This window comes from Flavobacterium salilacus subsp. salilacus, assembly GCF_004634195.1.
GTDB classification, from domain to species: Bacteria; Bacteroidota; Bacteroidia; order Flavobacteriales; family Flavobacteriaceae; genus Flavobacterium; species Flavobacterium salilacus.
Genome location: NZ_SKBP01000003.1, coordinates 232,071 through 252,749, shown reverse-complemented (window position 1 = coordinate 252,749; position 20,679 = coordinate 232,071). Strand labels below are relative to the sequence as shown.

The following is a 20,679-nucleotide window of genomic DNA, read 5'->3' as shown; positions in this document are numbered from 1 at the left end:
TTTAATTGTATAAGAGGTTATGGTTAGCGTATTTCTTTTTCCATTATATAATCTTCCATCAGGTAGCCGCTACCTATATCAATATCTTCTGTTCCTGTTTTTATAAATCCTTTTTTATTATAGAAATGGAAAGCAACATTAAAACGGTTTACATTTAGCGTTATTATACTATTACCGTTATTTCGAGCTTCGCGTTCTATAGCTCCGAGCAACAGGCTACCCACACCTTTACCCTGGGTTTGTGGCAACACATACAACTTATGTATTTTGGTCACGCCCGGTTTATAATTAATTTCATAGGATGCAAAACCGCAATAATAAGTTTCATCTTTAATTAATAAATACTGATGCCCTTTTATTTCAAGTTGTTCTGTTATTGATTTTGGGCTGTACATCATGCTAAACATATACTCCAGTTGTGCTGCTGAGAGTATATCGCGATAGGTAGACTCCCATACCTGCCCGGCAAGTTTGTTTATAAGAGCAACATCTTTTAACGAGGCTTTAACAATTTCCATATTCTTGTTTTTGGCTGAAAACCCTTGTATTTATTAGTATTACAAGCGAGGATAAAGATAATAAAAAAATACTGGCACAGTAATTGAATATTACATATCAAACAACAAAAACTTGACACAGGGCATTAAAATTACACGATTATGAGAACGAGAATAAACTATATTGCCTTATTTGCTTTACTGTTAGTAAATCAAATTTTTGCACAGAATGTTACTACTGTGACGGCAAACAGTTATGATATTAGCGACAATCTCGATTTAAGAGCTGTAGCTTCTATCTTTGGTGAATCGAGAGATTTGGAAGACTTTGAAAGAAGGCTTAACGACCCGAATATACAAATATCTAACCTTGACCTTAATAATGATAACAGAGTAGATTATTTGAGGGTTATTGAAGTAGCCGAAAATAACACACACCTTATTATCTTACAGTCTGTTTTAGGCATAAATACCTTTCAGGATGTAGCTACTATTGAGGTAGAGAGAGACAGGTATAACAATGTACAGGTACAGGTAGTGGGCGATGTATATATGTACGGTCCTAATTATATTTATGAGCCTGTATATGTATCACGACCTTTTATATTTGATGTGTTTTGGGTAAGCAGTTACCGCCCTTACTACTCACCTTGGTATTGGGGTTACTACCCTACTTATTACAGTTATTGGAATCCGTACCCGGTGTATCGATACAGAAATAATATACATGTACACATTAACACACGAAATACCTATACCTATGTAAATACCCGAAACAGCAGCCGAGCCGTTGCTCTGCACAACTCAAGGAGAGCAAATGCTTACGAAAGACAGCACCCCAACAACTCTTTTACCAGCAGAACTAATTTAAACAACAGGTATGCACTGGAACAAAACAGAAATACATACCGCACGGGCGGAAGGAATACCAGTAGTTCTTCAAGAGGTTCAAGCTCCTATAGTAATTCGTCAAGATCAAATTCGCGTCCTGCAACCAGCAACACTGTAAGAAACACTAATATAAACAGAAGCAGTGTAAGAAATACTGATACTAATTCGCGAAATTCATCTTCATTATCAAGATCAAATTCAACTTCAAGAGATAGTAATTTATCAAGGGAGTCCGGACAAAGTACAAGAAGCTCCTCTCCTGCAAGAACCAGCTCTGCTCCTACCCGTACAAGCACACCTGCAAGTACAACAAGGTCGAGTTCAGGTTCAAGCACAAGAAGCAGTAGCCCGTCTCAAAATAGCAGTAGGCCATCATCTTCACCAACAAGAACAAATACTCCATCAAGTTCAAGAACAAGAGGTTAATAATTATATATTCAAAAAAAAAAAGCACCGCTATTGCAGTGCTTTCTTTTTTGAATATTCTTTACGTTATACTACACGCTTACTGTTTATGGCTTCCAGCCATTCCTCTCTGTTACAAACGCTACATTTAGCATTTGTAGGCTCTAAATGCTGCACATTAGCACAAAAGGTACAAGCATATATACCTGATTTGGGTATGTTTTTGTTTTTTAAATCAAATAACTGCGGTCGGATAGGTAAACCATATTTAACATCGGCATCTTCATAAAAAAAAACACTTATATCGCCGCTGGTTTCAATATAAGCATTACTTACCTGTCCTAAATGATCTACAGATTTGAGGCGTAACTCAGCAAAAAACTCATCTTGTGCCAAGTCTTCCTTTTCAAAATTTTGTAAAGAAAATTTCCCTTCTTCTATAATGATTTGTACTTTCCCCTCTATAAAGTTTTCAAATCGTTTGCTTTTTCCCAGCAGCCACGTTACCAGCCTGTAAAAAGCAAGTACCGCCACAAAAACAGTTATAGCAGGTATAATGCCGACATTTTTCATAAAACATTGGGTCGCCTGCGGCAGAACCTAAAGAGATTATAATTACTACCTCGAATACCGAAAGTTGTTTTACACCTCTTTTACCAGCAAACTTAAGGGTAAGCAATACTGTAGTGAACATAATAAATGTCCTGAAAATAACCTCAAATAAAAATGATACAGGCAAGTTGTTAAACAGCAATCGCTTCCATTCAAAAATTTCATCCATCATTTTAAAATTTGTTATACTAAAAGTACTGCAAACCCATACATACTTAACAAACATTAGCACAACTTTAGTACAGCATTATAACATATTGGGGTTTGTAATGGGTAATTTTGATAGCATAAAATAATTACTAACTATAAAAAACTTGAATATTATGAGCAAAAGAGTAGCAATTTTAGCAACACACGGGTTTGAAGAAAGCGAATTAAAATCGCCAAAAGAAGCAATCGAAAAACAGGGCTGGACAGCACATATAGTAAGCCCGGAGGGCGGCAGCATCAAATCGTGGGCAGAAAAAGACTGGGGTAAACTTTATACTGTAGATAAAACCTTGGACGAAGTTTCGGCTTCTGATTATCATGCCCTTGTAATTCCCGGAGGTGTAATTAACCCCGACCTTTTGAGAAGAGATAAAAAAGCTGTAAGCTTTGTAAAAAGTTTTTTTGAACAGAAAAAACCTGTAGCGGCGATATGTCACGGACCTCAAATATTAATTGATGCCGAAGTTGTAGAAGGCAGAGAACTCACCTCTTTCTTCTCGATCAGAAAAGACCTTGAAAATGCAGGAGCAAAATGGGTAGATAAAGAAGTGGTGGTAGATAACGGATTTGTTACCAGCCGAAGCCCGGAAGACCTGGATGCTTTTAACAGTAAAATGATAGAAGAAATAAAAGAGGGTAAACACGAGTTGCAACAAGCATAGTTAAATTTATCATTTTTTAACTCACAGTAAAGCTTTTATACATTGTGTATAAAAGCTTTCTTGGTTATATTTAGCATTTAAAATCAATATCATGAAATTCAAATCATTATTCTGCATCACACTTTTAACTATGGCATTACAAACCAACGCGCAGCTAAAAGCTGTGAGCTATAAAGACGGCAATCAGAAACTTAACGGTTATGCCATTGCTCCCGAAAAACAAACACCCGAAACACCGGGCGTGCTGATACTCCCTGCATGGAAAGGTATAAACGACCACTCCAAAAGGGTGGCACAACAGCTTGCCGATTTGGGCTATTATGCCTTTATAGCCGATATATACGGCGAAGGCAACTATCCAAAAAATACTCAGGAAGCGGGCGAACGTGCAGGATATTATAAAAATAACCCGGAACAATATCAAAAAAGGATAAGCCTTGCTATGGGCGAGCTTATAAAATATGGCGCAAGTGCCGAAAATATTGTGGTAATAGGCTATTGTTTTGGCGGTACGGGTGCTCTTGAGGCGGTAAGGGCACAAATGGCGGTAAAAGGAGTAGTATCTTTTCATGGCGGGCTGGGTAAAAACCCTGCGCGTGAAAACAAGAAAATAAAATCGAAAGTTTTAATACTGAATGGCGCAGATGACCCTTATGTTTCGCAAAAGGATATAGAAGCTTTTCAGAAAGAAATGCGCGACGGTAATGCCGACTGGCAAATGATATATTACAGCAATGCCGTGCATGCCTTTACAGAGGAAGAAGCCGGTACCGATAACAGTAAAGGAGCTGCTTATAACGATGTAGCCAACAGGAGGAGCTGGGAACACTTTTTATTGTTTTTGGAAGAAACTTTTAATGAATAATCTTGTATAACAATTCAACTAAACAACCATGAAAATTATTTCTTTCCTTGTTACCCTGCTTGTATGTATTATAACCCAAAACTCTTTTAGTCAGGAAACTGTAAAGGATAGTGCCTATGTAGCCGATTATGAGCAACTAAAAGCACTATATATAAAAATGCTGGATACGGATTCTTATCAAGAAAGTTCGAAACTTATGAAATCATTTTTTCAAAAAATGAATAAAAAGGATAAGACGGTACTTATACATCCTGATGATTATATAAACTGGGTGAAAGATAATATAGAGCAAACCGATTTTAAAAGTTTTACAGAAGCCGAATTTGAATGGGACATCATAAAGCTATTACAGAAAAAATCTATTGAAGAAAACCAGGGATATTATGATTTTCTGAAGATAGCCATAAGTAAACACGGTGCTCCCATATCGTCGGATGTATTGATGAGCGTTAGAAGGGAAAACCCTGAAAAATTTGGGCTTCCTGTCGAGTTTAAAAGGCAACTGAAAAAAGATTAGGAAATAAATTTTATTACTATCAAAAAAAATATGCCGGAGTTTATCTCCGGCTTTTTTATTTGAATTAAATCGCTATTTTTATAATCAAATCGTCAAGCCTTGCCTGTATGGGAAAACATTATTTACGCGAAGATAAAACCTGCGAAAATTGCGGGCATATCGTAGAAATTGCTTACTGTTCTAACTGCGGACAGAAAAATACCGAAACCCGGCAATCTTTTGGGCACTTGATTACCCATTTTATTGAAGATCTTGTACATTATGACAGCGCTTTTTGGAAAACCATAAAGTACCTGCTGTTTAATCCTGCAAAACTTACAAAGGCTTACCTGTCGGGCAAACGGCAAACCTATGTAGCTCCTGTAAAACTTTATATTTTTGTCAGTTTTATTACGTTTTTTATTATAGCTGTGCTACCCGGTGTTGAAGAAACTCCTGTGCATGATGCACAACATACCGAAGCTAATATTGAGGATACTAATGAAATTAAAAAAGCTATAGAATTACCTAATGGTGAAGAAATAAACTCTGTTGAAGAATTAGACTCTATACAAACCGGTCCTGTGGCGCAGCGAATGCACTGGATTGAATATAGTGTAATAAAAGCAGTAGCAATGTTTGTTAATAACGAAGTTGACTATGAGGATTTTGCCGAATCTTTCATTCACAATTTACCCAAAGTACTCTTTATCTATATGCCGATATTTGCTTTTTGGCTGTGGCTGTTTCATGGCAAAAAACGATGGTATTTTTTCGATCATGGTATTTACACACTTCATTATTTTTCGTTTCTGCTGCTTTCATTTTTAACCGCTTCATTAATTGCTACCGTTGTGGGGCTTATGGGAGTGGGGTCTGATACCTATTATTCCACATATATCATACTGATTTTTATAACGTTTTTATATGCTGTTTTTTATTTTTTCCGTTCGCACAGAAGAATGTATGGCGAATCCCGACTGGTATCGAGGTTAAAATCGATAATATTGTTCTTGATTAATTCAATATTTATACTAATTTTATTAGTTATCACAATGTTCTATACTATATTGCATCTTCATTAAAAATAACGTCAATGAAAAAATTGCTCCTTTTCCCTCTGTCATTATTTGTACTCGCTTGCGGTAGTGCGCAACAAGCTAAGCAAAATGATTACTCAAGAGCCAATGTTAACAAATACATGAACACGATTACTGCTGCCGACCTGAAAAAACACTTATATATTGTAGCCTCAGATGAAATGGAAGGGCGTGACACAGGCACTCCGGGACAAAAAAAAGCCGGTAAATACTTAATAAGCCAGTATGAAGCAAATGATATATCCTTCCCTACAGGGGCGGATAGCTTTTATCAAACAGTACCTTCGGAATTTATGGCAAGACCTTTCAGCCCAAAGCTGAATGATTCTGAAAATATTTGGGCATTTATAAAGGGTACGGAAAAACCTGATGAAATATTGGTAATATCGGCACACTATGACCACGTGGGCATGAAAAACGGGCAGGTATATAATGGCGCTGATGATGACGGGTCGGGTACCGTGGCACTGTTAGAAATTGCACAGGCTTTTATGGCTGCCAAAAAAGACGGTTACGCTCCTAAACGCTCTATACTTTTCCTGCACGTTACGGGCGAAGAACACGGGCTGCACGGCTCGCGCTATTATAGCGAAAATCCTTTATTCCCGATAGAAAACACTATTGCCGATCTTAATATTGATATGATTGGACGCAGGGATAACGAGCATACTGCTAATGGCAATTATGTATATATTATTGGCTCGGACAGGTTAAGTACCGATTTGCATACTATAAATGAAACTGCGAACAAGAAATATACTAACCTGGAGCTTGATTATACGTATAACGACAGGAACGACCCTAATCAGTTTTACTTCAGGTCAGATCATTATAATTTTGCAAAAAAAGGTATTCCTATTATTTTTTATTTTAACGGTGTCCATGCTGATTATCATAAACCTACAGATACACCGGACAAGATTGAGTATGATATTTTGGCAAAACGTGCGCAACTTGCTTTTGTTACGGCTTGGGAACTTGCCAATCGTGAAAACCGCCCGGTGGTAGATAAAGACGGTAAATAGTAATACTTATTAAAAATATATCAAAAAAAACTCCGAATTATCGGAGTTTTTTTACTTTTTTGGAGAAGTTATTAGATACAAACAGTATCATTTTGTTTTTTTTTTTCTTCGGGAAAAAATCCCAGTTAATTATTATTCCTGTTATACATATTATCATCAGTACTATGAGCAACGATATATAAATTACATCATTAAAAGTATATATATCAGAAACCCCTTCTAAAAAGAAATAGAGTGATACAAAAAAAACTGATATGGATAATAGTAGCGAAAATAGTTTCATAGCCTTTTACTTTTGTTAGTTAACAATAAGCATTTTTTATAGCAAAAGGGGGAGGTTTAAAAATTGTTATTTTAAAATACACACCTATTATTACATAGTTACCTCGCAATGTAACTTCACACTCATAGTCATACTTAACAAATGTAAAAAAAATTTAAGTATAAAAACGGTTAATAACTGTTTTTTTATTAGACATTGATATGCTAAATTTACGGAAAAGCTATTAAAGTATCTATTATACGGGGCTTTCTACTGCTTTTATTTATGTTTTAAGGTATCAATAGTAATTTTCATGGCTGCAATAGTTTGCTGTTGCGCTTCAATGGTTTTCAGCAAAGCATCTTTTTCCGCTCCATATACAGGGGTTTCAGGTTCGTTTACCTTAACAGGGTTACCCCCTGCACCTGTATATCCTTTATATTTTATATACAAATCTTCGTTTATAAATTCGTCAATAGTAAGGTTAAATTCATCGCATATTTTTTGTATTATTTCTATTTTAGGGTACGAAATTCCCCTGATATAAGTACCTACAACGCTCTTTTTAAGCCCAAACTTAGCGCCAAATTCGTCTTGTGACAAAAAATTATTTTCGCACAAATATTTGATATTTAATCCAATATAGTTTTTCATCTCAAAATTAATAATATATTTGTATATAAATAATTGTTTTAACAATTTAATTTCGTAGCTTTATCTTTATAAATATAAAGAAATTTATTGCAAAAATATAATTTATGACAGTAAGTGATTTATTAAAAGAGAGAAACAAAAAAATTTTAGAGCGCTATCATCAACTAAAACAACTAAAAATGAAAAGCAATGATGCTAAAAAAATTATCAGTACTGAGTTTAATAACCTTTCTTTATCTACGATTGATCAGGTTATATATAATAAGAAATATTCTAATAGTCCATTTTCTAAAAAATAAATACCTATAGGGATACAAAATCGTTTTTTAATATAAGTTGGATGGATTGATAAGGCTTCGATTTATATCGGGGCTTTATTTTTTATGAGCAAAATTTAACATATGGGTTGTTATTTTTAGAATAGTCTCTAACAAAAAGTTAAATAAAACTTGTGTTTACAAACTTTAAGATAACCTTAATACAGTAAGCTTATCACAATAGCTAACTTAGTAATGTGATAAAAAAATAACTGTTTACACAAACCCATTTTATTAATAATCTAAACAAATAACATTATGAGCAATACAAAAGTAATAGTAGGCGTTGCAGCCGGAGTTGCAGCCTTAGCAATAGTAGGAATACTGTTAAAAAGAAAGGGACATCTTGACGGACTGTCGGAAAAAGTAGATGATTTAACCCATAGTCTTAAGGATCGTTTTAAAAACATAAAAGAATCCGCTAAAAACAAGTTTGATGAAGTAGCACAAAAAGGTGACGATATAGCCAATAAAACCCAAAAAGCTATTGATGCGCAAGCTTAATAGACCGTAAAAAAGATGCTATTTTAAGAAGCCTTTTCTTTAAAGAAAAGGCTTCTTTTTTTTAACTTTATACAAAATACGGAAGCATGAAAAAATATTTATACATAACAGCAATCGCCTCACTGCTCATTTTTAGCTGCAAATCGCAAAGTAAACCCGATAATACAAAGGAAATTGTAAAATCTGAAAATGCAGCAATAGCAGGCGACACGGTGCGTATAGCCAATGAAGAATTGGAATATGAAGTTATAATAATAGATCCGGGCTTTACAGGATGGCTGGCAACAAGGGCACGCCAAAGAGGGTATTACAGCCAGGCATATCTGGAAGTAAAAAACCAGCAATGGGTTGCCCAATGGAATACAAGAGCTATGAATCCGCAGCAATATGGGAATCTTTACTTAATGCAAATAGACTACAGACCGCAAATTGATTATGGCTACGAAGTAAACTTCCTACTTTACAATTACCTTGTATATTTTCAGCAAACCAACGGGCAAAAGCTGGGAGGTGTTGTACCGCAATATTAAAACAGGTATATTTGCCGTCAGGCTTTTATTATGGAAAAATTAAAAAAACGTTGGGGCATAACAAGCAATTTTCAGCTTGTAGTAATCTTTATAGTGTTTGCTGTTACAGGGTCAACATCCGCCTATTTGTCTAAACCCGTACTAACATGGATGGGCGTTACTAAAGAAACCCTGCCACTATACTTTTACATCCCGCTGTATTTAATACTCATCTTCCCTATATATCAGGTATTACTTGTATTTTTTGGCTTTATTTCGGGGCAGTTCCGTTTCTTTTGGACTTTCGAAAAACGAATGCTGAAAATGGTAGGGCTCGGCTTTCTCTTCAAAAAATAAAAAAGCCCCGCTTGGCAGGGCTTTCAATTATTATTCTTTAAGTTTCGATTTATAATTCTTTTTCAGCTTTTCCAGTTTGGGTGTTATTACCGCTTGGCAATAAGGCTGATTTTCATTTTGTGCATAATAGTCCTGATGATAATCTTCGGCAGGATAAAAAGTTGTAGCCTTAGATACCTTAGTCACTATTTTTTTATCAAATATATTTTGCCCGGTAAGCAGTTTAATAAAGTTTTCGGCAGTCGTTTTCTGGGCTTCAGTAGTATAAAATATTTCACTCCTGTACTGTGTGCCCACATCTGCACCCTGCCTGTTCAGCGTAGTTGGGTCGTGCGTAGCAAAAAATATTTCCAGTAAATCCTCATACGCCACCTCATCCGGATTAAAGGTTATTTTAATGGCTTCGGCATGACCGGTATAACCACTGCAAACCTCTTTATAAGTCGGGTTCTCGGTTTTTCCGCCTATGTAACCCGATACTACTTTCTCTACCCCTTTCAAATCTATAAAAAAAGCTTCGGTGCACCAAAAGCACCCTCCTGCAAAAATGGCTGTTTCTGTTTTTGTGTTATCCATGTTATTTGTTTTTTCTTTTGCTTCGGTTACATTCTCATTGCTTGTCATTGGGCTTTTTCCCTTCGACTGGCACGAAAATGAAACCATAGCCAATACTATTGCTATTGCCTTATTCATAAGTTTTCCAAAATTAATGATTAGTACGCTGTGCAAAGTATACTTAACGAAACTTTACAAATATCATATACGAAATATTGTGCCAAAAAAGATGTATTCTTTTTTAAAATGTTTGTTTCTTTGTGAAAACTGCACGAATGATACAGGCACAAAATATACACAAATACTATGGCGACCTCCATGTGTTAAAAGGAGTAAGCCTGCATATTAAAAAAAGTGAAATAGTTTCGATAGTAGGAGCTTCGGGAGCAGGTAAAACTACCCTGCTGCAATTACTGGGCACACTTGACAAGCCTACTAAAGAAAATGGCACCTCGTTAGTAATAAACAACGAGGACATACTAAACATGAAGGACAAAGCATTGTCTCGCTTTCGCAACCTGCAACTGGGTTTTATATTTCAGTTTCACCAGTTATTACCTGAATTTTCGGCGCTTGAAAATGTTTGTATTCCCGGCTTTATTGCCGACAGACCTAAAAAAGAAGTGGAAGCCGAAGCTAAAAGGTTATTGGACTATTTAGGGTTATCGCACCGCATAGACCACAAACCGGGAGAACTTTCGGGGGGCGAACAGCAACGGGTGGCGGTAGCAAGAGCCTTAATTAATAACCCTGCCGTAATTTTTGCCGATGAACCTTCGGGTAACCTCGATACGGCTTCTGCCGAAAACCTGCACAAACTGTTTTTTAAACTGCGCGACGAAATGGGGCAAACTTTTGTTATTGTTACCCATAACGAAGAACTTGCTAATATGGCTGACCGAAAACTGATAATGAGCGACGGGCAAATAGTACAGCATGTATGATACTGATACTGGCATATTGGCTGTTTTTGTTTTTCCTGATACTGCCTTTTGGCGTAGTACTGCAAAAGGGAATTAAGCTAAAAACAACGCGTGCTTGTATTACAGTACTATTGGGGCTGCTGTTTCTCACAGTAAGTTTTACGATAACTGCTCTTTTTGTTCCGCTTGGGGCTAATAGTTTTTTATGTTATATTTTTTTGAGTGTTTTGCTCTATTTCTTTTACCGAAAAGAGTTAAACGAAATACTAAGCACATTTTATAAAGACTTACAAAGCCTTACACTGTTTCATAAGTCAATAATCATTTTACTGCTTTTGGGTGCAGCTTTAAAAAGCGCACAACTCCCTTTTGTTATTGATAACGAAAGCTACTACATCCAAACCATAAAATGGATAAACCAATACGGACTGGTAAAGGGCTTGGGCAACCTCCATATTTACCTGGCACAAACATCGCCCTGGCATATACTGCATGCAGGTTTAAACCTGAATTTTTTAGGCATTACGTTTAACGACCTCAACGGATTCCTATTCATCATCTGTATGCTATACTGCATTACAGAGAGTAAAAACAAAGACGGTTGGTTCAGTCTGCTGCCTGTATTTTCAACAGTGTACTTCCTCTTCCTCGACGCCCCCTCGCCTGACCTGCCTGTTTTGATAATTATCCCTGTTATACTCTATTTGTACACCGAAAAAAAATCTGAGGATGATTTTAAGGTCAGCTTGCTGCTGCTCGCATTTATAGCTTTTATAAAAGTTACCATTGCACCGTTGGCGCTGCTATTCCTGTTTAAACTATCTACTCAAAAAAAACGATTCTTCTTTATAAAAACAGCAGTTGTTTTCGCAGTAATATGGATGGTAAAGAATACTATCGTTTCGGGCTATCCGTTATATCCTTTTACAAATATAGCTGCTGATAACGACTGGGTTGTACCTCAAGCTATAACAGACAGCATGGGCGCAATAGCCCATAAAGATGTATATGGTGTAGGCACAGATGCCCCTTTTATACAAAAGATAGCAAGCTGGTTACAGATGGAGGGAATTAAAGGAATATTGAATAAACTAATCGTGATTTTATTTTTATTACTACCAAATTTCAGGATAATACGCCGTAATAAAAGCTATCGCGCTGTATATATAGTATTCTTAGTACATTTCGTTATTTTATTATTTACTTCGCCACAGTATCGATTTTTCCTGCCGGAAATGATATTCTTCCTGCTGTTTATCGGCAATGAAATAATGAGCTATGTACAGTCGAGGGTTTTCAATAAAATAGTTATGCTTGGCGGGGCATTGGCTGCTTTTGTCCTGTTTTTCAATTTCAGTTTTATCTCCATTACTCCAAATAAATTTCATCAGTCGCGATCAGGATTTCAATTATCACAGCTTTATCGCCCTGAGCCTGTTACCCGCTATCCTGAAATGAAATTCATTCAAAAACAAATGGGAAACCTTGAGTATTACTCTCCTGAAACCAATTTCTTTATTTTTGGTACTGCCGATGGTTCGTTACCCTGCATTAATGAAGCACAGATTAATTATTTTGAGCGAAAAACAGGATACATTCCACAATTAAGAGGAGAGTCATTAGAAGATGGCTTTATTTCGGAAAAAACTTTAAGAGAATAATTTTTAGGGCTTTAGTATCTTTGCCTTTATGGAAATAACGCTGAATGCAACAGAGCTAAAAGACTTTCTTAACGAAAAAGTACTACTATACAATAAATCCGATTTTATAGAATCTGACCCGATACAAATACCGCATTTATTTACGCAAAAAAAGGATATAGAAATAGCGGGCTTTCTGGCTGCAACCATCGCTTGGGGTAATAGAAAAATGATTATTAACAACGCCCATAAAATGATGGAACTGATGGGCAACAGCCCCTACGACTTTGTGATGAACCACAAAGAACATCATTTGGAATCGCTTGAGGGCTTTGTACACCGCACGTTTAACGGTGCAGACTTTACCACTTTCATAAAAGCATTGCAAAACATCTACACCCAACACAACGGACTGGAAGCTGTTTTTGCTAAGAATATCGAAAACAACAGCCTGCAAAAAAGCATACACGAGTTTAAAAAAGTATTTTTTGAAATAGTACACCAGCCTCGTACACAAAAACACGTATCTGACCCGTTGAATGGTTCGGCAGCAAAACGTATTAATATGTTCCTGCGCTGGATGGTACGTAACGATACTACGGGTGTAGATTTGGGAATTTGGAAAAGCATCCCGCCCGCTGCCCTCTCCTGTCCGCTTGATATACATAGTGGTAACGTAGCGCGAAAACTGGGCATTCTTACCCGTAAGCAAAACGATGCCAAAGCCTTAGCGGAGCTGGACGCACAACTTCGCCTCATGGATGCCACCGACCCTGTAAAGTATGACTTTGCTTTATTCGGGTTGGGCGTGTTTGAGAAGTTTTAACAGCTATATTCCATTTTTACTATTAAATCGGCATATTAAATTAGCATTCGTAGAATTTTACTAAATTGCATCCTTTAATACCCGAAAATTTTACATGGACAATACTTCCGGTACTACCGATACTAAAAAATCAATAAGCCTTTTTCAGGCACTTATACCCGTTATTTTACTTGTTATCATTTTAGCCTATAATGTATATATCTACGGCGATGATGCCCTTAGTGGCTCTAACCAGTTTGTACTGCTTATAGGTGGTGCTATTGCTGCCATAGTGGGCTTTGCTAATAAAGTGCCCTATCATAAGATGCTCGAAAAGGTATCTAAAAATATAAAATCGACTGCGGGTGCTATATTAATATTACTACTCGTAGGTGCATTATCGGGTACTTGGCTGTTAAGCGGTATTATCCCTGCTATGATATATTATGGGCTGCAAATATTAAACCCTGATGTTTTCCTGCCCGCCTGTGTAGTAATATGCTCTATCATATCTATCGCTACAGGCAGTTCATGGACAACTTCGGCTACGGTAGGTATAGCCCTGATAGGTATTGGCAATGCTATGGGCATGAATTCCGGTATGGTAGCCGGTGCCGTAATATCAGGAGCTTATTTTGGCGATAAAATGTCACCGTTGTCTGATACTACCAACCTTGCCCCTGCTATGGCGGGTACTGATTTGTTTACGCACATACGCTATATGGCACTCACTACCGTGCCTACCTATGCCATAACACTGATACTTTTCATCATACTGGGGCTTACGCAAACTACATCGGGTACTGCCGATGCTCCGGAGACATTGCTTGCGATAAAGGAAAGCTTTAACATAAACGGATGGCTGTTTCTTGTTCCGGTTATTGTTATAGTACTCATTGTAAAGAAAACCGAACCGCTTATTGCCCTGATGCTGGGTACACTTTTAGGCGGATTGTTTGCCCTTATATTTCAGCCCGAACTTGTAGCAAAAATAGGCGGTGCTGATACATTAAACTTTGCTTCGGGCTATAAAGGCGTGATGAATGCCATAACAGTAGAAACTACCGTACCAACCGATAACGAAATGTTGAAAGACTTATTCACATCGGGCGGAATGCAAAAAATGATGGGTACTATATGGCTTATACTTTGTGCTATGGTATTTGGCGGTGTTATGGAGGCTATAGGTGCATTGCGAACCATTAGTGATGCATTGTTGAAAGTGGCTAAAGGTATCTTCGGACTTTTTGCCAGTACTGTAGCAAGTTGTGTAGTATTAAACGTTACAGCATCCGACCAGTACCTTGCTATTGTAGTACCGGGAAAAATGTTTGCCGATGCCTACAGAGAAAAAGGGCTTGCTCCCGAAAACCTGAGCCGTACACTGGAAGATTCGGGTACAGTAACCTCTGTACTTGTCCCTTGGAATACCTGCGGGGCTTACCAGTCAGGCGTATTAGGGGTTAGTACATTTGCCTACTTGCCTTATGCCTTCTTTAATATACTCAGCCCGATAATGACACTTATTTTTGCTGCCTTTAGCATCAAAATAAGAAGGCTGATAAAACAGTAATATTACACTATTGCAACAATATTGCATTTATTTAAATAATTATGCTTTACATACCATAATTATTAATAAATTTGCGGTTACAAATAATTTCCATGCAAGAAGAAAAATGTAACTGGTTTGCATCGTGGTTCGATACACCTTACTACCATATTTTATATAAAGATCGTGATTATACCGAAGCGCGAGCCTTTATGGACACGCTTACCAATTACCTGAACTTACCTGAAAATGCTAAAATACTCGACTTGGCATGTGGCAAAGGCAGGCACTCCATATATCTGAATGAGTTAGGGTATGATGTTACAGGGGCCGACCTCTCTGAAAACAGTATTGCAGCGGCTTCAAAATTCAGTAATGAAAAACTGCATTTTAAGGTACACGATATGCGTGAGCCATTTGAAGAAAAATTTGATGCCATATTTAACCTGTTTACCAGTTTTGGCTACTTCGAAAATGACGAAGATAACTTTACCACCCTAAAAGCAATACACAACAGCCTCAGCGAATATGGCTTTGCCGTAATTGATTTTATGAATGTGCATTATGTATTGAAAAATCTTGTCGCAGAACAAACAAAAACAGTAGAAGGTATCGAATTTCATATAAAAAAATACCTGAAAGACGACCATATCGTTAAAGAAATAAGTTTTGAACACCAAGGCAAAACTTTCAATTATACCGAAAGTGTAAAAGCATTAACGCTTGAAGATTTTGAAGCTATGATGGAAAAAGCGGGTATTGACCTGCTTGATGTTTTTGGCGATTATAAGCTGCATAAGTTTTATAAAAACGAGTCAGAACGTTTAATTATGATTTTTAAATAATGATGATATACATACTCCCGTTATTATCTGTTGTTTTGGGCTATGCAATAGCACTGATTTTAAAACCTACTAACCGTCAAAACCTTAAATTACTGCTTGCCTTTAGTGGCTCTTTTCTACTGTCGCTTACGGTAATGCACCTGTTGCCCGATGTGTACAAAAGTGTAATGATGGGACATGCGGAGCATGGGCATAACCATGCGCACGAACATGGTAATAACCCTATAGGGCTGTACATTATGGCCGGTATAATATTCCAAATTATACTGGAATATTTTTCTAAAGGTGCAGAACACGGGCATGTGCACGGGCAAGGGCACGAGCATAGCAACAGTATGCCCTGGCTGCTGTTCATCAGTTTATGTACCCATGCGTTACTGGAGGGTATGCCTGTAAGCCATCATCATGATTTGGCATGGGGCATAGCCATACACCACTTCCCTATCGCTATTATACTTACCGCCTTTTTTGTAAACTCAGGGCTAAATAAAACTATTATACTGCTGTTTATGATGGCATTCGCAGTAATGACACCTTTAGGAACATTATTATCAGGACAATTAGCATTTATAGGAAATTATTATACCGAAATTTCGGCTATTGTAGTAGGCATATTATTCCATATTTCATCTACAATCATTTTTGAGAGCAGCGAAGGGCATAAATTTAATATGGCAAAACTTTTAGCTATCATACTGGGGGTTATTATGGCATATTTTCTATAATTTTACGCTAAAGTAATTTCACTCATGGCTTTTACAAGAACTACAGAACAAAGCTCGAAATATGAACATTTAGAAAAAATGTCGGTAGCCGAATTGTTACGTAACATTAACACCGAAGATAAAACCGTTCCGCTTGCCGTAGAAAAGGCGTTACCGCAAATAGAAAAGCTGACTGAAAAGGTAACTGCACAATTAAAACTGGGTGGCAGGCTTTTTTACATCGGCGCAGGCACAAGCGGGCGTTTGGGTATTGTAGATGCTTCGGAGTGCCCTCCTACTTTTGGCGTACCTTTCGACCTTGTTATTGGTATTATTGCCGGTGGCGATACGGCGATACGCAAAGCGGTAGAGTTTGCCGAAGATGATAGAGAACAAGCTTGGAAAGATCTTAGCAGTTATAACATAAATAGTAATGATATTGTTATTGGTATTGCTGCATCGGGTACAACGCCTTATGTTATAGGCGGACTGGAAATGTGTAACAAAAATGGCATTACTACAGGTTGCATTACCTGTAACAGCGGCAGCCCATTGGCAAAGGCAGCACAATATCCTGTAGAGGCAGTAACGGGTGCGGAGTTTGTAACAGGCAGTTCGCGCATGAAGGCGGGAACGGCGCAAAAACTGGTACTGAATATGATATCTACAACAGCAATGATACAACTCGGTCGCGTTAAAGGTAATAAAATGGTAGATATGCAGCTTAGTAACCATAAGTTGGTAAATCGTGGTATCAGGATGTTAATCGATGAATTGAACATCTCTGAAGAGGAAGCTACTGCCTTATTGAATGAACATAAAAATGTAAGAACCGCAATAGAACAGTATGGCAACAGATAAAAAAATATTGGTAAAAGGACTTAAATATATGGGCTGGGCACTTCCGTTATTCTTTATAGGTCCTTCCGTAATACACAGTTCTTTCAAAAACCAGGAGCATCCGCTATATATACCTGTACTGGGGTTGGGTATCATATTTTGCCTGTTGGCTATTTTTATGGTTGCCATAGGGTTAAAAACAATAATGAAAAGCCTTTTTGAAAATGAATCATAAATTTAATTATATACTTTTTTTCAGCATATTTCTTTTAGCCTCATGTTACAATCAGGAACGCAATTGTACTGATTTTAAAACGGGGAAATTTAAATTTGAGCACGAAATTGACGGCGAAAAAAAAGTTACGTATTTTGAGCGTAATGAAGAAATAGAGATTGAAACTTTTGAGGGTAAAACTGATACCGCTTCCATTCGCTGGATAAATGACTGCGAGTACATACTGGAAAAAATACATCCTAAAAATATGCAGGAACAGAAAGCCGTACACATGAAAATTTTAACCACAAACAATGATTCTTATACTTTTGAATTCTCTATTGTAGGCGACAGCAATAAACAAAAAGGAACCGTTACCAAAATAAACTAAACATAACTATGGAATTTTTAAGCAACCCCGATACATGGATAGCATTATTAACATTAACCTTTTTAGAAATTGTACTGGGTATAGACAATATCATTTTTATTTCTATTGTAACAGGAAAACTCCCTCCAGAAAACAGAAAACGTGCTACTAAAATAGGTTTATTCCTTGCTATGTTTATGCGTATAGGGCTGCTGTTTGGTATTACCCTGCTTATAGCCATGAAAAAGCCTTGGTTTAATGTTGACTGGGGGTGGTTCAGCGCCAGTTTTACCGGGCAAGCGGTCGTGCTCTTTTCAGGAGGTATATTCCTAATATACAAAAGCACAAAAGAAATTCATGAAAAAGTAGATCATAAAGGAGAAGAGGAAAAATCGTTAGGCAGTGCTGCCAAAAAATCATTTAGTAATGTTATTGTGCAAATACTGCTTATTGACCTTATCTTTTCTGTAGATTCTATCCTTACGGCTGTTGGTATGACTAACGGACTACCCGGAGCACTGTATATTATGATTACCGCCGTAGTAATATCAGTAGGTATTATGATGCTTTTTGCCGTACCTGTCGGCAACTTTGTAAATGCCAACCCATCGTTACAAATACTCGGACTCGCTTTTCTGATACTTATTGGCTTTATGCTTATTACAGAGAGTATGCACTTATCGGATGCACAGCTTGGAGGTCAGCATGTTGGGGCAGTACCAAAAGGCTACCTATACTTTGCGATTGCCTTTTCGCTTGCGGTAGAGTTTTTAAATATGAAAATGAGAAAGAAGAAATAATAGCAGTCAAGATACAATATTATAAAAAAGCAGCTTATTTAGCTGCTTTTTGTTTAATTATATTATTTATAGTTAAAATACCGTAAACCTTAATAATTGCTAATAAAAGTATATAAAAAGAGAAAGGAAATAAATATTTTATATTTTAAACAAGAGTTAATTATTTACTATAATTACCCTTAAAGCAAATAGAAACAATTTTGTTTAATTAATTTTGATATATGTTAAACAAAAAAATCAGTACAATGAAAAAACTTACTTTACCATTATTATTATTTTTATTCTCGTTAACACTACCAGTTTATGCCCAAACGGCAAGAGTGAAAGTGATTCACAATTCGCCGGATCTTGCGGCAGAAGAAGTTGACGTTTATCTTAACGGAGGTATTTTACTTGATAATTTTGCTTTCAGGACTGCTACACAATTTATAGATGCGCCTGCGGGAACACCCATAACACTTGTAGTAGCTCCCGGTACCAGTAGTTCTGCTGATGATGATTTATACACACTAACAACAACCCTTACGGCTAATGAAACTTACATTATAGTAGCAAACGGCATTGTTAGTACTACCGGCTATTCTCCGCTACAACCTTTTGAGCTAACCGTATTTAGCGGTGCAAGAGAAAATGCCTCTGAAACAGATGCAGTAGATATGCTGGTTATGCATGGTTCTCCTGACGCGCCTACAGTAGATGTTGTTGAAACAAGCGTGCCTGTTGGTACAATAATCAACGACATTTCATATCCTGAATTTGGAGATGAATACTTAGAGCTGATTCCGGGAGACTATACAATTGATATTACCGACGCTTCTGGTACTACTGTAGTAGCTTCATATTTAGCTCCTTTACAATCATTAGAACTTGAAGGGCAAGCTCTTACAGTGCTTGCAAGCGGTTTTCTTAACCCTGCAGCTAACAGTGACGGGCCTGCATTTGGCCTTTGGGCTGTTACGGGAGACGGCGAAGAACTTATTGAGCTGCCACTGGCTAACCAGACAGCAAGAGTAAAAGTAATACATAACGCTGCCGACCTGGCTGCACAGGAGGTAGATGTTTACCTTAACGGTGAAATACTTATAGATAATTTCGCTTTCAGGACAGCTACGCCATTTATTGATGCACCTGCAGGACAGGAAATATCAATAGACATAGCTCCGGGCGATAGTGAATCAGCAAGTGAATCACTCTATAACCTTACTACAACACTAGAAGCTGATGAAAGCTATATATTGATAGCTAATGGTATAATAAGCCAGGAAGGATATGAGCCTAATCAGGAGTTCGACCTTTATGTTTATGCCATGGCCAGAGAAGAAGCCAATGAAGATGGCAATACCGATATACTTGTATTTCATGGTGCTACCGATGCACCAACTGTAGATGTAGTAGCGCAAGGTGCAGGTACTATTGTGGATAATATAGCTTATGGTGATTTTAACGGATACCTTGAGCTTGCCACAGACGACTATGTGCTTGATGTAACAACTGCCGATGGTAATACGGTTGTAGCTTCTTACCAGGCACCGCTGGAGCTGTTAGAACTGGAAGGTGAAGCATTAACTGTACTTGCAAGTGGTTTCCTTAACCCCGGTGCAAACAGCGATGGGCCTGAATTTGGTTTGTGGGTTGTTACAGGAGATGGTGAAGAACTTATAGAGCTGCCGGCTGCTACGCTTAATAATACAAATTTTGAACGTAATGAATTAGTTATTTACCCTAATCCGGCATCATCAACAATAACAATAAATACTCCATTTGCTACGACTGTAAATTACAGTATTTATGATGTGTCAGGCAGAAATATAATAACTTCTTCTACAACAAATGATGTAGATGTATCCGGTCTTCAAAACGGAATGTATATGCTGCAACTGAATGCAAACGGAATACAATCACAACATAAAATTGTGATTAAAAAATAATAATTGTTTTTTTTAATGTGTGAGTGTTTTGGAACTGTCCTGAAAAAAAATCAGGACAGTTTTTTTTGATAATCGCTATGAAATTATGAAATATAAAAGGGGAGCTATGCTCCCCTTTTATATTTTTAAAGTAATAA

At 37.1% G+C, this 20,679-nt stretch carries 26 protein-coding genes; 21 read left to right on the top strand and 5 right to left on the bottom strand.

Annotated elements, in window-relative coordinates; all coding sequences use genetic code 11:
• Positions 1-23: 23 nt before the first annotated feature.
• Positions 24-518 (bottom strand): GNAT family N-acetyltransferase, encoded by a 495-nt coding sequence (locus tag E0W68_RS05900; RefSeq protein ID WP_135218483.1) that lies wholly within the window; start codon positions 516-518, stop codon positions 24-26.
• 141 nt (positions 519-659) lie between these two features.
• Here E0W68_RS05900 and E0W68_RS05895 point away from each other — a divergent pair, with 141 nt between their 5' ends.
• Positions 660-1,814, top strand: a complete 1,155-nt coding sequence (locus E0W68_RS05895) for a hypothetical protein (protein WP_135218482.1) — start codon at positions 660-662, stop codon at positions 1,812-1,814.
• A 66-nt stretch (positions 1,815-1,880) separates the two neighbouring features.
• Here the strand turns inward: E0W68_RS05895 and E0W68_RS05890 are convergent, their stop codons facing one another.
• Entirely contained in the window at positions 1,881-2,366 is a 486-nt protein-coding gene (locus E0W68_RS05890; RefSeq protein WP_225990291.1) for a DUF421 domain-containing protein, read from the bottom strand.
• Positions 2,367-2,728: 362 nt separating this feature from the next.
• Here E0W68_RS05890 and E0W68_RS05885 point away from each other — a divergent pair, with 362 nt between their 5' ends.
• From E0W68_RS05885 to E0W68_RS05865, 5 genes are all read left to right on the top strand, one after another.
• Positions 2,729-3,277 carry a type 1 glutamine amidotransferase domain-containing protein gene (locus tag E0W68_RS05885; protein ID WP_135218481.1) on the top strand — a complete coding sequence of 183 codons (549 nt, stop codon included), beginning with the start codon at positions 2,729-2,731 and terminating at the stop codon, positions 3,275-3,277.
• Positions 3,278-3,368: 91 nt separating this feature from the next.
• Complete coding sequence (locus tag E0W68_RS05880; protein WP_205435318.1) at positions 3,369-4,142, top strand: dienelactone hydrolase family protein; 774 nt, start codon at positions 3,369-3,371, stop codon at positions 4,140-4,142.
• A gap of 28 nt (positions 4,143-4,170) precedes the next feature.
• A complete protein-coding gene (locus tag E0W68_RS05875) occupies positions 4,171-4,659 on the top strand; it encodes a hypothetical protein (RefSeq protein WP_135218480.1) in 489 nt (162 codons plus the stop codon).
• A gap of 107 nt (positions 4,660-4,766) precedes the next feature.
• The gene (locus tag E0W68_RS05870) at positions 4,767-5,723 is read left to right on the top strand and encodes a DUF3667 domain-containing protein (RefSeq protein ID WP_135218479.1); all 957 of its coding nucleotides are present in this window, start codon (positions 4,767-4,769) and stop codon (positions 5,721-5,723) included.
• An 11-nt stretch (positions 5,724-5,734) separates the two neighbouring features.
• On the top strand, positions 5,735-6,763 hold the full coding sequence (locus E0W68_RS05865; protein ID WP_135218478.1) for a M28 family metallopeptidase: 1,029 nt from the start codon (positions 5,735-5,737) through the stop codon (positions 6,761-6,763).
• A gap of 37 nt (positions 6,764-6,800) precedes the next feature.
• On the opposite strand, the gene E0W68_RS13830 is transcribed toward E0W68_RS05865, so the two are convergent.
• The gene (locus E0W68_RS13830) at positions 6,801-7,046 is read right to left on the bottom strand and encodes a hypothetical protein (RefSeq protein WP_162845806.1); all 246 of its coding nucleotides are present in this window, start codon (positions 7,044-7,046) and stop codon (positions 6,801-6,803) included.
• A gap of 258 nt (positions 7,047-7,304) precedes the next feature.
• Positions 7,305-7,679 (bottom strand): helix-turn-helix domain-containing protein, encoded by a 375-nt coding sequence (locus E0W68_RS05860; RefSeq protein WP_135218477.1) that lies wholly within the window; start codon positions 7,677-7,679, stop codon positions 7,305-7,307.
• A 104-nt stretch (positions 7,680-7,783) separates the two neighbouring features.
• Between E0W68_RS05860 and E0W68_RS05855 the strand changes: the two genes are divergently transcribed.
• From E0W68_RS05855 to E0W68_RS05840, 4 genes are all read left to right on the top strand, one after another.
• Positions 7,784-7,978 (top strand): hypothetical protein, encoded by a 195-nt coding sequence (locus tag E0W68_RS05855; protein ID WP_135218476.1) that lies wholly within the window; start codon positions 7,784-7,786, stop codon positions 7,976-7,978.
• 276 nt (positions 7,979-8,254) lie between these two features.
• A complete protein-coding gene (locus E0W68_RS05850; protein ID WP_135218475.1) occupies positions 8,255-8,500 on the top strand; it encodes a hypothetical protein in 246 nt (81 codons plus the stop codon).
• A gap of 86 nt (positions 8,501-8,586) precedes the next feature.
• Positions 8,587-9,030 (top strand): DUF6146 family protein, encoded by a 444-nt coding sequence (locus E0W68_RS05845; RefSeq protein ID WP_135218474.1) that lies wholly within the window; start codon positions 8,587-8,589, stop codon positions 9,028-9,030.
• Between the two features lie 30 nt (positions 9,031-9,060).
• On the top strand, positions 9,061-9,366 hold the full coding sequence (locus E0W68_RS05840) for a DUF6787 family protein (protein ID WP_135218473.1): 306 nt from the start codon (positions 9,061-9,063) through the stop codon (positions 9,364-9,366).
• A 30-nt stretch (positions 9,367-9,396) separates the two neighbouring features.
• On the opposite strand, the gene msrA is transcribed toward E0W68_RS05840, so the two are convergent.
• Positions 9,397-9,942, bottom strand: a complete 546-nt coding sequence (gene msrA, locus E0W68_RS05835) for a peptide-methionine (S)-S-oxide reductase MsrA (protein WP_135218524.1) — start codon at positions 9,940-9,942, stop codon at positions 9,397-9,399.
• Between the two features lie 254 nt (positions 9,943-10,196).
• Between msrA and E0W68_RS05830 the strand changes: the two genes are divergently transcribed.
• From E0W68_RS05830 to E0W68_RS05780, 11 genes are all read left to right on the top strand, one after another.
• Positions 10,197-10,865: an ABC transporter ATP-binding protein gene (locus E0W68_RS05830; protein ID WP_135218523.1), complete on the top strand. Its 669-nt coding sequence runs from the start codon at positions 10,197-10,199 to the stop codon at positions 10,863-10,865.
• Positions 10,862-12,505: an LIC_10190 family membrane protein gene (locus tag E0W68_RS05825; RefSeq protein WP_135218472.1), complete on the top strand. Its 1,644-nt coding sequence runs from the start codon at positions 10,862-10,864 to the stop codon at positions 12,503-12,505. Before E0W68_RS05830 ends, E0W68_RS05825 begins: the two co-directional genes overlap by 4 nt.
• A gap of 40 nt (positions 12,506-12,545) precedes the next feature.
• Positions 12,546-13,310 carry a TIGR02757 family protein gene (locus E0W68_RS05820; protein WP_162845811.1) on the top strand — a complete coding sequence of 255 codons (765 nt, stop codon included), beginning with the start codon at positions 12,546-12,548 and terminating at the stop codon, positions 13,308-13,310.
• A 94-nt stretch (positions 13,311-13,404) separates the two neighbouring features.
• Positions 13,405-14,862, top strand: a complete 1,458-nt coding sequence (gene nhaC, locus E0W68_RS05815) for a Na+/H+ antiporter NhaC (protein WP_135218470.1) — start codon at positions 13,405-13,407, stop codon at positions 14,860-14,862.
• A 92-nt stretch (positions 14,863-14,954) separates the two neighbouring features.
• Positions 14,955-15,686 carry a class I SAM-dependent methyltransferase gene (locus tag E0W68_RS05810; protein WP_135218469.1) on the top strand — a complete coding sequence of 244 codons (732 nt, stop codon included), beginning with the start codon at positions 14,955-14,957 and terminating at the stop codon, positions 15,684-15,686.
• Between the two features lie 2 nt (positions 15,687-15,688).
• Entirely contained in the window at positions 15,689-16,411 is a 723-nt protein-coding gene (locus E0W68_RS05805) for a ZIP family metal transporter (protein ID WP_135218522.1), read from the top strand.
• Between the two features lie 24 nt (positions 16,412-16,435).
• Entirely contained in the window at positions 16,436-17,251 is an 816-nt protein-coding gene (gene murQ, locus E0W68_RS05800) for an N-acetylmuramic acid 6-phosphate etherase (protein WP_135218468.1), read from the top strand.
• Positions 17,238-17,465, top strand: coding sequence for a DUF6095 family protein (locus E0W68_RS05795; protein WP_135218467.1), 228 nt, complete (start codon positions 17,238-17,240; stop codon positions 17,463-17,465). Before murQ ends, E0W68_RS05795 begins: the two co-directional genes overlap by 14 nt.
• Positions 17,455-17,835 carry a DNA topoisomerase IV gene (locus E0W68_RS05790; protein ID WP_135218466.1) on the top strand — a complete coding sequence of 127 codons (381 nt, stop codon included), beginning with the start codon at positions 17,455-17,457 and terminating at the stop codon, positions 17,833-17,835. The genes E0W68_RS05795 and E0W68_RS05790 overlap by 11 nt, the downstream gene beginning before the upstream one ends.
• Positions 17,836-17,843: 8 nt before the next feature.
• Entirely contained in the window at positions 17,844-18,614 is a 771-nt protein-coding gene (locus tag E0W68_RS05785; protein ID WP_135218465.1) for a TerC family protein, read from the top strand.
• Positions 18,615-18,859: 245 nt separating this feature from the next.
• Complete coding sequence (locus tag E0W68_RS05780) at positions 18,860-20,542, top strand: T9SS type A sorting domain-containing protein (protein WP_162845805.1); 1,683 nt, start codon at positions 18,860-18,862, stop codon at positions 20,540-20,542.
• Positions 20,543-20,679: the final 137 nt, after the last annotated feature.

Bases quoted from the DNA above. Each gene is read 5' to 3' on its own strand.
- E0W68_RS05900 (WP_135218483.1), bottom strand. From the start codon at position 518: ATGGAAATTGTTAAAGCCTCGTTAAAAGATGTTGCTCTTATAAACAAA.
- E0W68_RS05895 (WP_135218482.1), top strand. From the start codon at position 660: ATGAGAACGAGAATAAACTATATTGCCTTATTTGCTTTACTGTTAGTA.
- E0W68_RS05890 (WP_225990291.1), bottom strand. From the start codon at position 2,366: ATGAAAAATGTCGGCATTATACCTGCTATAACTGTTTTTGTGGCGGTA.
- E0W68_RS05885 (WP_135218481.1), top strand. From the start codon at position 2,729: ATGAGCAAAAGAGTAGCAATTTTAGCAACACACGGGTTTGAAGAAAGC.
- E0W68_RS05880 (WP_205435318.1), top strand. From the start codon at position 3,369: ATGAAATTCAAATCATTATTCTGCATCACACTTTTAACTATGGCATTA.
- E0W68_RS05875 (WP_135218480.1), top strand. From the start codon at position 4,171: ATGAAAATTATTTCTTTCCTTGTTACCCTGCTTGTATGTATTATAACC.
- E0W68_RS05870 (WP_135218479.1), top strand. From the start codon at position 4,767: ATGGGAAAACATTATTTACGCGAAGATAAAACCTGCGAAAATTGCGGG.
- E0W68_RS05865 (WP_135218478.1), top strand. From the start codon at position 5,735: ATGAAAAAATTGCTCCTTTTCCCTCTGTCATTATTTGTACTCGCTTGC.
- E0W68_RS13830 (WP_162845806.1), bottom strand. From the start codon at position 7,046: ATGAAACTATTTTCGCTACTATTATCCATATCAGTTTTTTTTGTATCA.
- E0W68_RS05860 (WP_135218477.1), bottom strand. From the start codon at position 7,679: ATGAAAAACTATATTGGATTAAATATCAAATATTTGTGCGAAAATAAT.
- E0W68_RS05855 (WP_135218476.1), top strand. From the start codon at position 7,784: ATGACAGTAAGTGATTTATTAAAAGAGAGAAACAAAAAAATTTTAGAG.
- E0W68_RS05850 (WP_135218475.1), top strand. From the start codon at position 8,255: ATGAGCAATACAAAAGTAATAGTAGGCGTTGCAGCCGGAGTTGCAGCC.
- E0W68_RS05845 (WP_135218474.1), top strand. From the start codon at position 8,587: ATGAAAAAATATTTATACATAACAGCAATCGCCTCACTGCTCATTTTT.
- E0W68_RS05840 (WP_135218473.1), top strand. From the start codon at position 9,061: ATGGAAAAATTAAAAAAACGTTGGGGCATAACAAGCAATTTTCAGCTT.
- msrA (WP_135218524.1), bottom strand. From the start codon at position 9,942: ATGGATAACACAAAAACAGAAACAGCCATTTTTGCAGGAGGGTGCTTT.
- E0W68_RS05830 (WP_135218523.1), top strand. From the start codon at position 10,197: ATGATACAGGCACAAAATATACACAAATACTATGGCGACCTCCATGTG.
- E0W68_RS05825 (WP_135218472.1), top strand. From the start codon at position 10,862: ATGATACTGATACTGGCATATTGGCTGTTTTTGTTTTTCCTGATACTG.
- nhaC (WP_135218470.1), top strand. From the start codon at position 13,405: ATGGACAATACTTCCGGTACTACCGATACTAAAAAATCAATAAGCCTT.
- E0W68_RS05810 (WP_135218469.1), top strand. From the start codon at position 14,955: ATGCAAGAAGAAAAATGTAACTGGTTTGCATCGTGGTTCGATACACCT.
- E0W68_RS05805 (WP_135218522.1), top strand. From the start codon at position 15,689: ATGATATACATACTCCCGTTATTATCTGTTGTTTTGGGCTATGCAATA.
- murQ (WP_135218468.1), top strand. From the start codon at position 16,436: ATGGCTTTTACAAGAACTACAGAACAAAGCTCGAAATATGAACATTTA.
- E0W68_RS05795 (WP_135218467.1), top strand. From the start codon at position 17,238: ATGGCAACAGATAAAAAAATATTGGTAAAAGGACTTAAATATATGGGC.
- E0W68_RS05790 (WP_135218466.1), top strand. From the start codon at position 17,455: ATGAATCATAAATTTAATTATATACTTTTTTTCAGCATATTTCTTTTA.
- E0W68_RS05785 (WP_135218465.1), top strand. From the start codon at position 17,844: ATGGAATTTTTAAGCAACCCCGATACATGGATAGCATTATTAACATTA.
- E0W68_RS05780 (WP_162845805.1), top strand. From the start codon at position 18,860: ATGAAAAAACTTACTTTACCATTATTATTATTTTTATTCTCGTTAACA.